Annotated in this window: 16 protein-coding genes; 2 read left to right on the top strand and 14 right to left on the bottom strand. The window is 59.8% G+C overall.

Annotated elements, in window-relative coordinates:
• Positions 1-201 precede the first annotated feature (201 nt).
• Together ACYASS_RS05295 and moaA are read left to right on the top strand one after the other, a co-directional pair.
• Entirely contained in the window at positions 202-1,017 is an 816-nt protein-coding gene (locus ACYASS_RS05295) for a formate/nitrite transporter family protein (RefSeq protein ID WP_463585340.1), read from the top strand.
• A 58-nt stretch (positions 1,018-1,075) separates the two neighbouring features.
• The gene (moaA, locus tag ACYASS_RS05290) at positions 1,076-2,074 is read left to right on the top strand and encodes a GTP 3',8-cyclase MoaA (RefSeq protein ID WP_463585339.1); all 999 of its coding nucleotides are present in this window, start codon (positions 1,076-1,078) and stop codon (positions 2,072-2,074) included.
• 127 nt (positions 2,075-2,201) lie between these two features.
• Here the strand turns inward: moaA and ACYASS_RS05285 are convergent, their stop codons facing one another.
• The 14 genes from ACYASS_RS05285 to phnC form a co-directional block, all read right to left on the bottom strand.
• On the bottom strand, positions 2,202-2,531 hold the full coding sequence (locus ACYASS_RS05285; protein WP_463585338.1) for a thioredoxin family protein: 330 nt from the start codon (positions 2,529-2,531) through the stop codon (positions 2,202-2,204).
• Positions 2,532-2,655: 124 nt separating this feature from the next.
• On the bottom strand, positions 2,656-3,405 hold the full coding sequence (gene phnP, locus ACYASS_RS05280; RefSeq protein ID WP_463585337.1) for a phosphonate metabolism protein PhnP: 750 nt from the start codon (positions 3,403-3,405) through the stop codon (positions 2,656-2,658).
• Complete coding sequence (phnN, locus tag ACYASS_RS05275) at positions 3,396-3,962, bottom strand: phosphonate metabolism protein/1,5-bisphosphokinase (PRPP-forming) PhnN (protein ID WP_463585336.1); 567 nt, start codon at positions 3,960-3,962, stop codon at positions 3,396-3,398. The genes phnP and phnN overlap by 10 nt, the downstream gene beginning before the upstream one ends.
• A complete protein-coding gene (locus ACYASS_RS05270) occupies positions 3,962-5,122 on the bottom strand; it encodes an alpha-D-ribose 1-methylphosphonate 5-triphosphate diphosphatase (protein ID WP_463585335.1) in 1,161 nt (386 codons plus the stop codon). The genes phnN and ACYASS_RS05270 overlap by 1 nt, the downstream gene beginning before the upstream one ends.
• Positions 5,116-5,832, bottom strand: a complete 717-nt coding sequence (gene phnL / locus ACYASS_RS05265; protein ID WP_463585334.1) for a phosphonate C-P lyase system protein PhnL — start codon at positions 5,830-5,832, stop codon at positions 5,116-5,118. Before phnL ends, ACYASS_RS05270 begins: the two co-directional genes overlap by 7 nt.
• A 22-nt stretch (positions 5,833-5,854) precedes the next feature.
• Positions 5,855-6,673, bottom strand: a complete 819-nt coding sequence (gene phnK / locus ACYASS_RS05260; RefSeq protein ID WP_463585333.1) for a phosphonate C-P lyase system protein PhnK — start codon at positions 6,671-6,673, stop codon at positions 5,855-5,857.
• Positions 6,670-7,566, bottom strand: coding sequence for an alpha-D-ribose 1-methylphosphonate 5-phosphate C-P-lyase PhnJ (locus tag ACYASS_RS05255; RefSeq protein ID WP_122662075.1), 897 nt, complete (start codon positions 7,564-7,566; stop codon positions 6,670-6,672). Before ACYASS_RS05255 ends, phnK begins: the two co-directional genes overlap by 4 nt.
• The gene (locus ACYASS_RS05250) at positions 7,563-8,639 is read right to left on the bottom strand and encodes a carbon-phosphorus lyase complex subunit (RefSeq protein ID WP_463585332.1); all 1,077 of its coding nucleotides are present in this window, start codon (positions 8,637-8,639) and stop codon (positions 7,563-7,565) included. The genes ACYASS_RS05255 and ACYASS_RS05250 overlap by 4 nt, the downstream gene beginning before the upstream one ends.
• Complete coding sequence (gene phnH / locus ACYASS_RS05245; protein ID WP_463585331.1) at positions 8,639-9,247, bottom strand: phosphonate C-P lyase system protein PhnH; 609 nt, start codon at positions 9,245-9,247, stop codon at positions 8,639-8,641. Before phnH ends, ACYASS_RS05250 begins: the two co-directional genes overlap by 1 nt.
• The gene (gene phnG / locus ACYASS_RS05240; protein ID WP_463585330.1) at positions 9,247-9,702 is read right to left on the bottom strand and encodes a phosphonate C-P lyase system protein PhnG; all 456 of its coding nucleotides are present in this window, start codon (positions 9,700-9,702) and stop codon (positions 9,247-9,249) included. Before phnG ends, phnH begins: the two co-directional genes overlap by 1 nt.
• Before the next feature lie 14 nt (positions 9,703-9,716).
• Positions 9,717-10,424, bottom strand: coding sequence for a phosphonate metabolism transcriptional regulator PhnF (gene phnF / locus ACYASS_RS05235; RefSeq protein WP_243248613.1), 708 nt, complete (start codon positions 10,422-10,424; stop codon positions 9,717-9,719).
• A 134-nt stretch (positions 10,425-10,558) separates the two neighbouring features.
• Entirely contained in the window at positions 10,559-11,356 is a 798-nt protein-coding gene (gene phnE, locus ACYASS_RS05230) for a phosphonate ABC transporter, permease protein PhnE (protein ID WP_463585329.1), read from the bottom strand.
• 57 nt (positions 11,357-11,413) lie between these two features.
• Positions 11,414-12,418, bottom strand: a complete 1,005-nt coding sequence (phnD, locus tag ACYASS_RS05225) for a phosphonate ABC transporter substrate-binding protein (protein ID WP_027901496.1) — start codon at positions 12,416-12,418, stop codon at positions 11,414-11,416.
• Positions 12,419-12,483: 65 nt separating this feature from the next.
• A complete protein-coding gene (phnC, locus tag ACYASS_RS05220; RefSeq protein WP_463585328.1) occupies positions 12,484-13,317 on the bottom strand; it encodes a phosphonate ABC transporter ATP-binding protein in 834 nt (277 codons plus the stop codon).
• Positions 13,318-13,428 lie beyond the last annotated feature (111 nt).

The following is a 13,428-nucleotide window of genomic DNA, read 5'->3' as shown; positions in this document are numbered from 1 at the left end:
CGCAGACCATCCCGGTATTCCCGGCTTGATTGCTATCGACCGGGCACCTCTCGCCTCTGAATCACAGGAACCTGCGAGCGTGACTGACCCCGCGTTGCGCAACCAGACCGGACGCTAAAGAACCCTACTATTGACTGGTGACTGCCAGCGGCGTGTGCTTATGCGCGCGCCTCGTATCGTCACTCTGCTTGAGCCAGAACCATGTCCGTGAACACCCCGCAACAGATCGCCGAACTGACCGTCGAAGCAGGCGTGAAAAAGGCCCACCTCCCTACCCTTTCCGTACTGATTCTGGGCTTTCTGGCGGGTGCGTTCATTTCCATAGGGTTTCTGCTCGACATTCACGTCAGTACCATGATTCCCGCTCAGTGGGCCTCGTTTGGCAACCTGTTGGGCGCAGCGGTGTTCCCGATCGGTCTGATTCTGGTGATCCTCGCGGGTGGTGAACTGCTGACCGGCAACATGATGAGCCTGCCAATGGCCATGTTCGCCGGGCGCATTCGGCTTTCAGCCGTAGCGCGCAACTGGCTGTTGGTGACCCTGGCCAACCTGCTGGGCGCTCTGTTTGTCGCGTTTTTCTTCGGTCACATGCTGGGATTGACCGAAGGCCCCTATCTGGCTAAAACAGTGGCTATCGCTACGGGCAAAGTCAGCGCCGATTTCGGTCAGGCATTTATTTCCGGCATCGGCTGCAACTGGCTGGTATGCCTTGCGGTATGGCTGTCCTACGCAAGCAAAGACGTTGCAGGTAAGATTCTCGGCATGTGGTTTCCGGTCATGGCCTTCGTCGCTATCGGTTTTCAGCACGTTGTTGCCAATATGTTCCTGATTCCCGCCGCTATCTTTGCCGACGCGCTGAGCTGGACTCAGTTTGTAGAGAACTTTGTTGCGGTATTCCTCGGTAATGCGGTGGGTGGAGCGGTATTTGTAGGACTGGCTTACTATGTTTCCTATAACCAAACGCTGACATCGGCCGATAACCCTGTAGCATCGGCGGCCCGCTCGCAAAAAGTATGAAACTTGCCATGAACAGTGCGGTTACAGGCCTGTTGGAGAATGTGTTGAGAAGGTGGAAATGTCAGACCGTATCCTGATGGACAGCTTTGCACGCAAGGTCGATTACCTGCGGATGTCAGTGACAGACCGTTGCGACTTCCGTTGTGTGTATTGCATGGCCGAGGAAATGACGTTTCTGCCACGCCAGCAGATTCTTTCTCTGGAAGAGATTTTCCAGGTTGCCGAGCAGTTTGTCGCACTCGGCACGCGCAAGATTCGCCTGACCGGCGGTGAGCCGTTGGTAAGGTCTGGGATTGTCGGCCTCTGCGAGCAGATCGCCGCCCTGCCCGGCTTGCGCGAACTGTGCATGACCACCAATGGATCGCAGTTGGAGAAGCTTGCCCAGCCGTTGTTCGAAGCCGGGGTTTCCCGACTGAATATCAGCCTGGACAGCCTTGATCCGGCGCGATTCAAGGAAATGACCCGTACTGGCGAACTGAGCAAGGTTATCGCCGGTATTGATGCCGCGAACGCGGCCGGTTTCGTGCACACCAAGCTCAACTGCGTGGTGATGCAAGGTCGCAACGATCACGAAATCAACGATCTGGTGGCGTTTGCCATTGACCGCAAGCTGGATATCTCCTTCATTGAAGAGATGCCGCTGGGCATTATCAGCGACCACAGCCGGGCCGAGTCCTTCTATTCGAGTGATCAGGTCCGCGAACGTATTGCCGAGCGCTACACGCTGATCAATTCCACCGAGTCCACTCAAGGACCTTCGCGCTACTGGCGCCTGGCCGAGGCACCGGACATCCGTATTGGCTTCATCTCACCCCACAGCCACAACTTCTGCGCGACCTGCAACCGGGTGCGACTAACTGTGGAGGGCCGCCTGTTGCTGTGTCTGGGCAACGAACATTCCGCCGACCTCAAGGCCGTGCTGCGGGCTAATCCGGGCCAGCCGGAAAAGCTCGAAAAGGCGATTATCGACGCCATGCAGCTCAAACCCTGGAGCCACAACTTCAGCGTTAACGATGAAGTGCAGGTGGTGCGGTTCATGAATATGACGGGTGGGTAGATAGACCTTCGAAGTAACCCGATCGCAATTCTGCGATTACCTGAAATCCGTAGGAGCGGCTTTAGCCGCGAGGGTTTGATTCCTGGCCCGCTCCCGGCTAAAGCCGTTCCTACGGAGCTGTGCGGTTTCAGACTTCCTGCACCATCCCTTCAAAAGCCTCTTCGATATCGCTGACATTACCCGGCCGCACCAGGCGACTCAGTTCGACGCCGTCGCGCATGAAGATCAGGGTTGGCCACAGTTTGATCCTGAATGAACGCCCCAGAGGGCGTCCGCTGCCGTCTTCGATTTTGAGATGACGCACATCCGGATAATCCGCCAGAACCTTGTTGACCAGCGGCTCGGCGGCTTTGCAGAAGCCGCACCAGTCCGTACCAAACTGAATCAGCGTCGCACCGGCATAGGCATCGACTTCAGCGCGACTCGGTGCTGTTGTAGCGTAAGGTTGACTGCTCATTGGTAAATCTCCACGCCATTCAAATGACCATCATGGCCGTGACCTGATGATCGATATGTCACGTTTGAACGATCTTCTTCAGTGAAGTTCGGGGATCGCAGGCCTTACCAGCAGTGCACAAGGATTACACCTGCATGCCATCCCGGGCCACGATCACGTGCTCCGGCAATTCAGGCCCGTGGTCCATCAACCATGCGTCCAGTGTATGACCGACGTGGGTCAGCACCGCTTTACCCGGCTGCAGTTGCTCGACGGCCTGTAGCGCAAGGTTCAAATCATTGTGATTACGTGGCGCCTGAGGTTGCGGCGGCATAGAACAATCGAGAATCAGCACATCCAGTGGCTGACGTTGCAGATACTCGGCTGTCGCGTCAGGCAGACCGACCGTATCCGTGAGGTAGGCGATACGCCTGCCCTCACCCTCCAACAGATAACCCAAAGTGGGTCTGGAATGCACCAGCGGCATAGCCGTGACCGTCAGCGTGCCAAGCTGCCGCGTTTCGAATGCGCTGAATGGCAGACTGAAGTCGAGAATGCCGGGATGTTTGTACAGATCGGCCAGGCCTTCCGGATCCTGCGGGCCATGCACGGGGATTATCAGCCCCTGGCCCCAGCGTAAATGCAGCAAACCCTGAGCGTGATCGGCGTGGTAATGAGTCTGCAAAATGCCGTTGAGGGTGTGCGGTGCAAAGCGCTCGGCCAGATCGGTCAGCCCGCTGTCGATCAACCAGCGTTGATCACCACATTCGACAAGCGCGCTGCACGGCAGACGCCGTAACTGATGATTGGCATGCGCCGCCGCACACGCCGGGCACTGGCAGCCGTAAACCGGGACCTGACGGGCATCGGCGGTGCCCAGCAACGTCAGGCGCATGCGTGCTCATGCGCGATGCGCTGCAACAGGCGCTCAGTGGTCTGCGCCAGCGCCCCCGAGTTGTCCAGCACGAACACCGCAGGATCATCAGCGAGCAATTCCACGGTGAATCTGGAGTTGCGTTGCAACCGGGCTTCGATGTCAGCCAGTGCTTCTCTGCCACGGGCCAGCAAGCGCTGACGCAAGATGTCATCACTGACCGTCAGCAAAATGGCCAGCAAATCGGGATAACGCTGCCGGGCCTGAGGCAGATGCGCCCGGGAACCGTTGACCAGCACGTCGTGGCCTTCTTCCAGCCATTCATCGATCTGCCTGGGGATACCGTAATGCAAGCCGTTGGCCTGCCAGCTCAAGGCAAAATCGCCCTGAGCCTGCATCGCGATGAACTGCTCGGCCGTCACCGCCTGAGCCGCCTCGCCCACGGCTTCCGCCGAACGAGTAATCACCCGCTGTACAACCCGGCAACCGCGCCGGTTCAGCTCGTCACGTGCGCTGTCCAGCAGGCTGTCCTTGCCCGAACCGGACGGCCCGATGAGATAGATCAACCTGCCAGCCATCAATACACCCTCTTGCCTTGTCGCCAGACCTGCTGAATAACCGGTAACGCGCCTTCAACCCGACCACGATCAGCCCGGACGTGAACCAGATCGGCACGCAACCCGACACGAATCTCCCCACGATCGTCCAGCCCGGCAGAAACCGCCGGGGCTCGACTGACCATTGCCACCGCTTGTGGCAGCGTGCAGTACTCGCTCTGCCCGGCCAGCGTAAATGCGGCCTGCAACAGGCTGGCCGGATAATAGTCGCTGGAGAGAATATCCAGTAGCCCTTCTTTCGCCAGATCGACGGCTGCCACGTTACCCGAGTGCGAACCACCACGTACCACATTGGGTGCGCCCATCAACACGCTCATGCCCAACCGTCGGCAGCCCTGCGCGGCCTCCATGGTCGTCGGAAACTCGGCAATGCTCATGCCATAGCCTGCCGACTCTTCCACGTGGGCCAGGGTCGCGTCGTCATGACTGGCGACCGACAGCCCGCGCGTCAGACAATCCTCCACAATGGCGCGACGAAAGCGGTCGCTGTATTCCCGGGAATTGGCCACCTGCTCAACAATGAACTCATCCATCTGCGCCGTCGTCAGGTGGTACTTGCCCATGTAGTACTCGCGATACTTGGACTCCAGCGCAAACTGACGCTGGCCCGGCGAGTGGTCCATCACTGAAACCAGTTGCACCAATGGCTGTTCGACCAGATCGCGGAACACGCTCAAGGTGTCCGGGTGGCAGACTTCACAACGCAAGTGCAGACGGTGTTCGGCACGGGTCAATCCCGCCGCATTGGCACTGGCGATGGCCTCTAGCATGGCGGGCAGTTGCTGCATGCGCTTGCCCTTTGGGTTCACATCGCCGATAGACAATGCGTCGAACACCGTGGTGATGCCGGATGCAATGATCTGCGCATCGTGACTGAGCACCGCAGAGGCCGACGGCCAGTCCACACCGGGGCGCGGCGACAGGTGCTTTTCGAGGTTATCGGTGTGCAGTTCGACGAGGCCCGGCAGCAGATAATCCCCCTGCAAGTCCAGCGCCTGAGGCAACTGGCTGCGGCCGGTCTGCAGGTCGACGATAAGCCCGTCGCGCAGGACCACGGTGCCGTTGAACACCTGATCAGCGGCGACAACCTGAGCATTGGTCAGAATCTGTTCGTTCAGCATTGCAGCAACTCCTTGGCGGTCAGGTCCACCGGGGTCATGTCCAGATAACGGTCGGCAACCGCCTCACGCGCAGCGCGGTCGTGGAAGATGCCGATCAACGCAGCTCCGGCGCTCTTGGCTTCATTCATCAGTTCCAGCACGACCTGGCGATTGCTTTCGTCGAGCGACGCAGTGGGTTCATCGAGTAACAGCACGGGCCACGGCACCATGAAGCCCCGGGCAATATTGATCCGTTGCTGCTCACCACCGGAAAATGTCCCGGGCGCCAGTTGCCACAGGCGTTGCGGAATGTTCAAACGCGTCAGCAGTTGTTCGGCACGGGCTTTGGCATCCGCCTTCGACCAGCCCCGCGCCAGTGCGGGTTCCATCACCACATCAAGGCTGGCAACCCTGGGGATTACTCGCAGGAACTGGCTGACGTAGCCCAGCGTCTGACGACGTACGGCCAGCACTTGTCGGGGTTGCGCATTGACCAGCTCCAGCCACTCGCCGCCATGCTGGACGCGAATGCTGCCCCCCGCAGGCAGATAGTTGGCGTACAGGGTGCGCAGCAAGGTGCTCTTGCCTGCCCCTGAATCGCCATGCAAAACCAGGCATTCGCCACCGCGCACCGCGAAATTCAAGCCGCGCAGCACGTTGAGTACCACGCCATTCTGCTGGTGCAGGGTGAAAGTTTTCGAGAGGTCGCGGACCTCGATCAGGGTACTCATGAGACGTCCTCCAAAAAGCGGTTCACGGTTGCAGCACCGAAGACACCAGCAGTTGCGAATACGGATGCTGTGGATCATCGAGGATCTGGTCGGTCAAACCGGTTTCCACCACCCGCGAACGACGCATCACGATCAAACGGTCGGCCAGCAGTCTGGCGACGGCCAGGTCGTGGGTGACAATCACCACCGCCAGGTCCAGCTCCCGCACCAGCGCACGCAAAAGATCCAGCAAGCGCGCCTGCACGGAAACATCGAGGCCGCCGGTAGGCTCGTCCATGAACACCAGTCGTGGGCTGGAGACCAGATTGCGGGCGATCTGTAAGCGTTGCTGCATACCACCGGAGAAGGTCCGTGGCAGGTCGTCGATGCGCAGCGGGTCGATTTCCACTTGGGTCAGCCAGTCGATACCGGCAGCGCGCAGCGCCTGATAATTGCGCACGCCCTGAGCCATCAGCCGCTCGCCGATGTTGGCCCCGGCGGACACGCCCATGCGCAGCCCGTCACGCGGGCTTTGCTCGACGAAACCCCACTCGGTGCGTAGCAAGGTGCGGCGCTGGGCCTCACTGGCGCTGTACAGGTCCAGTACCTGACCGTCCTTGCCGCGGTAATCGATGCCGCCACGATCCGGCGGGCAGCGACCACTGAGCAGCGACAGCAACGTCGACTTCCCGGAGCCGGATTCGCCGACGATGCCCAGTACTTCTCCCGGATACAGCTCGAAGTTGACGCCCTGGCAGCCCTTGTCCGGGCCATAGAGCCTGGTCAGGTCACGCACAGTGAGCAGCGGCTGCGTGCTCTCCGGCAGTGCTACGACGTTGGGTCGGGCTTGCGCGCTGGTCATTGGCCCGCCTCCTGTTGCTGGATGACGCGCTGAGCGCAGTAGTCGGTGTCAGAACAGACGAAGCTCTGGGTCCCTGCATCGTCAAGAATCAGCTCATCGAGATAAGAGTCGTGGCTGCCGCAGATGGCGCAGTTGTGCTCCCAGCTCTGGATCTGAAACGGATGGTCCTCGAAGTCCAGGCTTACGACTTTGGTGAACGGCGGTACGGCGTACAGACGTTTCTCCCGCCCTGCCCCGAACAGCATCAACGCCGGACTCATGTCGAGCTTGGGGTTATCGAATTTGGGGATCGGCGAAGGGTCCATCACGTAGCGTTCATCAACCATCACCGGGTAGGCGTAGCTGGTCGCGATGTGGCCGAAGGTGGCGATGTCTTCGTAAAGCTTGACGTGCATGACCCCGTAATCATTAAGGGCGTGCATGGTCCGGGTTTCGGTTTCCAATGGCTCAATGAAGCGCAATGGCTCAGGAATCGGCACCTGATAAACCAGAATCTGCTCCGCGCTCAGCGGAGTTTCCGGAATCCGGTGGCGGGTCTGGATGACCGTGGCCTCAGGTGTTCTTTCGGTGGTTTCGACACCGGCAGTGCGAGCAAAGAAGCGCCGGATCGACACTGCGTTAGTCGTGTCATCCGCGCCCTGGTCAATGACTTTAAGCACGTCTTCAGCGCCCAGAATCGCCGCTGTCAGTTGCATGCCACCCGTGCCCCAGCCATAGGGCAGCGGCATTTCACGACCGCCGAACGGCACTTGATAGCCAGGAATCGCCACTGCCTTGAGCAAGGCGCGACGGATCATGCGTTTGGTCTGTTCATCCAGGTACGCGAAGTTGTAGGCCTCATCCCGCTGGGGCTTTGGCTGAGGCTGGGAATGTGCCTGCTGATAAGCATTCATGGCTTGAGTTCCTTGTGTGCAGGCGCGCGCAACTTGCGGATCAGTTCCAGCTCGGACTGGAAGTCGACGTAGTGAGGTAGCTTCAGGTGCGAGACGAAACCCGCCGCCTCGACGTTGTCGCAGTGGGCGAGAACGAACTCTTCCTGTTGCGCCGGTGACTGGATTTCTTCGTTGAACTCTTCAGCGCGCAGCGAGCGATCAACCAGCGCCATAGCCATTGCCTTGCGCTCTGCGTGACCGAAGGCCAGCCCGTAACCCCGCGTGAATTGCGCTTGTTCAGTGGCCGAACCAACGAACTGGTTAATCATTTCGCACTCGGTCACTTCGATAGCGCCGATGGCAATCGGAAAGCCCAGTTCTTCCGGCTCGATCCAGACCTCGACTTCGCCGATACGAATTTCCCCGGCGAACGGGTGATTGCGGCCGTAACCGCGTTGGGTCGAATAACTCAAGGCCAGCAGAAACCCCTCATCGCCACGGGCCAGCGCCTGCAAACGCTGGGCACGATTGGCGGGATACTCCAATGGCTCGCGGGTGATATCGGGAATGGCTTCGCTGCTGTCAGCTTCGTTCTTCATCAAGCCTTCTTTGGCCAGCAACCCCAATACCCGTGGGCAGGGTTCGAGGGCCGCGTCCTCCTGCACCTGCGGCCCTGGAAACTCACCTTCCGCCAGCAAGGTGAAGTCCAGCAGGCGATGGGTGTAGTCAAACGTCGGACCCAGCAACTGGCCGCCAGGCAAGTCCTTGAAGGTCGCGGACAGACGACGGTTGAGTTGCATGTCCGAGGTGTCGATCGGCACGCTGGCACTGAAGCGCGGCAGTGTCGTGCGATAGGCGCGCAACAGAAAAATCGCCTCGATCATGTCGCCCGCCGCCTGCTTGATTGCCAGCGCGGCCAGTTGCTCGTCGTACAGCGAACCTTCAGTCATCACTCGGGCCACGGCCAAAGGCAGTTGCTGACGAATCTGCTCGACGCTGAGTTCGGCAATGGAGGTATCGCCCCGGCGTTTTTTCGCTAGCAAACGGTGGGCATTATCGATGGCCTGTTCGCCACCCTTGACGGCGACGTACATCAGGCACGCTCCTGTGCAGATTGGCAGACCCGAGTGCTGCGCGGCAGACCCAGCAAATCGCTGCTGGCGAGAAAAAACACATCCAGGCCACGGGGAAAATCGTTGTGCTGTTCGCGCTGGTTCCAGAACGTTTCACTCAACGGCAAGGCAACTTTGTTTTCGCTTTCGATGCCCGGTCCCTGCCAGCTCATCGAGTTACCGCCGCCAAGACTCGGCAACTGGATCAACAAGGTGCAGGACTGGTCCGGGTAGCGGTCGTTGCCCAGGTCGAAACCAGACAGGTCGTGCAGTTGGCTTTCGTCGAGCAAGGCGAAGCGTGCATGGCGGCGCTCAGCAACAATCGGGCAGCCGCAGTGGAAGGCCAGATTGGCGCGAATCGCCGGAGTATCGAAAGCCGGAGCCAGCCACAATGCAGTGTCGATATCCAGCAAGGCGAGGCACAAGGCATGGGTGGCAGAATCGAGACCGTCGAGTGCTGGTGGGCGCTGTGCCGACTGCAACGTATGGATGACACCCGGGCCTGCGAGCGCCTTGAGGGCTGCACGAAAACTGCGCTGGGCGTCGAGCACCGGATCGGCGAATGCCGGTTGCAACAGGGCTGCATTCATCAGTCTTCTCCTCTGACCAGGGTAAAGAATTCAACTTTGCTGGCGGCGGTTCCGGCGTCTTTTTCAGCACGACGTCTGGACTGCGCCTGGGCCAGCGGCTCGATCAATTGGTTAAGCCAATGTTGCTGCTGAGGGCCTTGCAAATGGGCATCGGCCAGTGCCGCCAGCTCGGCGCGTGGCTTGTCGCGCCCGGCCAGATAGCTGTAACCGGTGCGGCCGTCAGCCAGGCGCACCACGCAGCGGGTAACGCTCATCTCGCCCACGTTGAACGGCGCACCCGTGCCGCCCATGCGGCCGCGAACCAGGGTCATGCCGATTTCCGGCGGGCGAATCAGTTGGTATTCGGCGTCACGCAATGCCGACTCGTGACGGCTCAGCTCGTCGCCAGCCGCCCGGGCAAGCACGCCGATCCAGCGTTGACGTGCGGCGATAACGGGGTCTGTAGCAGGGTTCATAAGAGGCATCTCCATCAGACGATGAACTGGTATTGAAAGCGGTCGGAACGACTGGTGGAGCGGGACAACTCCACCGGATGACCATTGCTGTCACGGGATACGGTGAGGACCGTGAGCACCGGTAAATGGCGAGGCATCATCAGAAGGTCTGCCTCTTCCCGGCTGGGCAGCCGGGCGCCTACCAGGCTCAGGGTCCGCGTCAACGGCAGGTCGCGCTCAGCCAGAAACTGGCGTAGCGAACCGCGTCTATAACTGGCGAGTAATTCGCTGCGGGTGGCGCAAAAACGATGGCGAATCAAACTCACCGGATGGCCGTCGAGTTTGCGCAAGGTGTGCAGTTCGATCAGCGGCGCGTATTGATCAAGGAGCAAATGTTCGGCGTCCTCGGCACTGGCCGGGCACTCCTGGCGTTGCAACAGCGTGGCATCGACGCCAACGCCTTGGGCTGACAGCGACTGGCTGTAAGCACTGTCAGCCCGCATCGGGTAAATCAGCGGCCGTTGCAGTACCTGTGTGCCTTTGCCCTGACGTCGCAGCACACTGCCCTCGCGCACCAGTTCGTCGATGGCGCGGCGGATGGTGTGGCGGTTGACCTCAAAGCGCGCGGCAAGCTGGACTTCAGGGGGCAAGTAATCCCCGGCTGTATAGCTGCCCAGCTCGGCGCGCAGGATGTTGGCGAGCTCCAGGTACAGCGGCTCGGTTTGTTGTCTAGACATGTCCATAGCTAAAAGAACCTTCCTTAATCAACACATGGATTACCTTTGCAGGAGCTGCCGAAGGCTGCGAAACGGTTTCTCTGACACCCCGCGATTCGCAGCCTGCGGCAGCTCCTACAGGGCCAAGGCGTGCCATATGGTTAAATAAACTGCTTGCGCAAACGCTGGGACACGATGTCGATGGAGCTGACCACGACGATAATCACCAGTAATACCGCGCAGGTCTGGGTGAACTGGAACGCGCGGATGTTTTCCCAAAGGATCACGCCAATCCCGCCCGCGCCGACCATGCCCACGACTGTTGCCGAGCGCACGTTGGATTCGAAGCGATAGAGTGCGTAGGAAATCCATAGCGGCATGACCTGCGGGATCACCCCGTAAATCACCTCCTGCAAGGCGCTGGCACCGGTGGCGCGCACGCCTTCGACGGGGCCCGGATCAATCGCTTCCACAGCTTCGGCAAACAGTTTTGCCAGTACGCCCGTGGTGCTGATCCACAGCGCCAGAACACCGGCAAAAGGACCGAGCCCGACCGCCACCACGAACAACATGGCGAAGACCATTTCGTTGATGGAGCGGAACGCGTCCATCACCCGGCGCAACGGCTGGTGAATCCACCAGGGGGTAATGTTCTCGGCACAGAGAATGCCCAGCGGCACCGAGCAGACAATCGCCAGCACCGTGCCCCACAGTGCGATCTGCACCGTGACGATCATTTCCTTCAGGTACGAGCGCCACTCGTGAAAGTCAGGCGGGAAGAAATCGGAGGCGAAGGTCGCCATGTTTCCTGAGTCGCGATACAGCGCCACGGGATTCATTTCCGCACCCTGCCAGGCCCAGGCCAGCACCGCGAGGAACAGGCCCCAGCCCAGATATTGTGGCCAACTGCGCTTGCCCGCCGCATGGGTATACGCCGCGTGGGTGGTCGTGCTCGTCATAATCGGATCTCGTTCAGCAGAAGGTGGGCGCACCCGAAAAGGTGCGCCGCGGATCAATCAACCAGCGCTGGCCGTGTTTTTCTTCTCAAGCTCGGTCAGGCGTTCCTGCAACTTGCTCAGACCGGCATCAATGTCCTTGAGGCGCTTGGCTTTCTCGTCGGCATTCAGGCTGGTACTGGCGAGGGTTTCGGTGCGCTGCTTGAACAGGTCCAGCTGACGGATCGGCAACAGTTGGTCATCACTGGACTTGAGGAACTTGCCCAGTTGCATGCCTTTGAGCACCGCTTTCTCTTCGTCGGTGTTGCCGTAGTCAGCAAAGAACTCACGAATCTTGTTTTTGTTCTCGTCCGACAGGGCTTTGCTCCAAACCATCGGGTCGGCAGGGATCAGCGGGGATTTCCAGATCACCTTGAGCTTGGCGGCCATGTCCGGCTGGGTGACTTCCAGACGATCCCAGCTTTCGGTGTTGAAGGTCGCAACATCCAGCTGGCCCTTGGCAACACTCAGGGCATTCACTTCGTGACTGGAGTTCAGCGTGCGTTTGAACGCTGTAGCCGCGTCGACGTTGTTCTTGGCAAACACGTAGTAACCCGGCACCAGGTAGCCGGAAGTCGAGTTTGGATCGCCGTTACCGAAGGTCAGGGTCTTGGCATTCTTGAGCATGTCTTCAACGGTATTGATCGGGCTGTCCTTGCGGGCAATGATCACGCTCCAATAGCCCGGCGCGCCGTTGGCCGCTGAGGTCTGGGCGAAGATTTCACCGTTGGAACGGTCGACCGCTTCCATCGCCGCCTTGTTGCCCAGCCAGGCCACATCGACCTTGTTGAAGCGCATGCCCTGAATCAGACCTGCATAATCCGATGCGAAGGTGGCGTTGATCTTCAACCCGGTCTTCTTGCCCATGTCATCCAGAAACGGCTGCCAGATGCTTTTCAGGTTCTGCGAAGACTCGGTAGACATGATGCCGAAGTTGATGACTTTCTCATCTGCGTGGGCAGTGCCCAGCAGGCAACTGCCGAGCAGCGCGGCAGACGCAACGACGCGACCGATACGGTTCAACATGGAAGCACTCCTCAGTGTGGGTTTGGCTGTTGTTGTGTTGGTGTACAGATGGAAATCAGGCGCGGTTAACCGCGAGCCAGCACCAGTCGCGGCGCTGCACCGGTGCGTCGGCCTTCCTCGGCAATCATCAGACTGGTGTCGACGTCTGCACCGTAGAGATCGTTGAGGAACTGGCTGCTGAGGTTCTGCGCATCGCCATCGAAATGAATGCGCCCGCCCTTGAGCGCCACGGCGCGGGGGCAGTACCGCACGGCGTAATCCACTTGATGCAGGGTGACGACCACGGTCTTGCCGTCGGTGCGGTTGATGTCGGCGAGGATTTCCATGACCTTGCGTGCGGATTCAGGATCCAGCGAGGCAATAGGTTCGTCAGCCAGGATGACCTCGGCCTGCTGGGTCAAGGCCCGGGCGATTGCCACCCGCTGTTGCTGGCCGCCGGACAGGGTCGAGGCGCGCTGAGCAGCCAGATCCACAAGCCCGACGCGGTCCAGAGACTGTAAGGCGCGTTGCTTCTCTTCAGCATTGAACAGGCCCAGATTGCCGCGCCAGCCAGGCATGCGGCCCAGGCAACCGAGCAGCACGTTGTCGAGCACGCTGAGGCGATTGACCAGATTGAACTGCTGGAAGATGTAGCCGATGTCAGAGCGCAATTTGCGCACTTTGCCGCTGAGACGGCCTGCGGCCTGAACTTCGCGGCCCAACACCTGCACGCTCCCCCCATTGCCACGATCACAGCACGCCAGACCGGCAAGGTGACGCAGTAAGGTGGATTTGCCAGAACCCGAAGCGCCAATCAGCGCGACCATTTCGCCGGGTTGTATAGACAATGCCAGGTCAACCAGCGCGGGCTTGCGGGCAAAGGTCTTGTTCAGACGCTCGACATGGATGGCTGGGTTCATGGGCTTCTCTGTCGGTTGTTGTGAGTTGCAACTGACAGTAGGCCCGCGGTGTTTCAGTGGGGTGAATCGAACGTGACGGTTGGATAACCGTTTTGTGAAAGGTTGAGGTAT

The organism is Pseudomonas sp. HP_14, assembly GCF_055283875.1.
Note: the sequence above shows the minus strand (reverse complement) of the source record. Positions and strands in the feature narration are given on the sequence as shown.